Raw genomic sequence first — 744 nt, 5'->3', positions numbered from 1 at the left:
TCTCAAGGCCAAGGGCCACGACGTCACCGTCTATAACCGCAACGCGGCCAAGGCCCAGGCCTGGGTGGCGCAGCATGGCGGCACATCTGCCCCGACACCGGCCGAGGCGGCCAGGGGCCAGGAGATCGTCTTCGCCTGCGTCGGCAATGACGACGATCTGCGCTCGGTGACCACCGGCGAAGCAGGAGCCTTCGCGGGCATGGCGAAGGACGCTGTCTTCGTCGACCACACCACGGCCTCCGCTGGCGTTGCCCGCGAGCTCGACGCAGCCGCGAAGGCCGGCGGCTTCGGCTTCRTCGAYGCGCCSGTCTCCGGCGGWCAGGCYGGCGCCGAGAACGGCGTGCTGACCGTGATGTGCGGCGGCGCTCCGCAGACCTATGCCCGGGTCGAGCCGGTGATCGGCGCCTTCGCGCGGATGTGCAAGCTGATGGGCCCGGCCGGCTCTGGCCAGCTCACCAAGATGGTCAACCAGATCTGCATCGCCGGACTGGTGCAGGGGCTGTCCGAAGGCATCCATTTCGCCAAGCGCGCCGGCCTCGATGTCGAGTCCATGCTGGAGGTGATCTCCAAGGGTGCCGCCGGCTCGTGGCAGATGGAGAACCGCGGCAAGACGATGAATGCCGGGAAATTCGACTTCGGCTTCGCCGTCGACTGGATGCGCAAGGACCTCGACATCGTGCTCGAGGAGGCGCGCCGCAACGGGGCCCAGCTCCCGGTCACCGCGCTGGTCGACCAGTTCTATGC

At 68.5% G+C, this 744-nt stretch carries 1 protein-coding gene; it reads left to right on the top strand.

Annotated features, from left to right (window positions below; translation table 11 throughout):
* The coding region (locus AB4Y92_RS25140; protein ID WP_441822094.1) for an NAD(P)-dependent oxidoreductase at positions 1 to 744 on the top strand (744 nt) is incomplete at both ends.

Origin of the sequence: Lysobacter sp. TAB13 (assembly GCF_052113885.1) — a bacterium.
GTDB lineage: Bacteria > Pseudomonadota > Gammaproteobacteria > Xanthomonadales > Xanthomonadaceae > Lysobacter > Lysobacter gummosus.
This window is presented reverse-complemented; position numbering and strand designations above follow the sequence as displayed.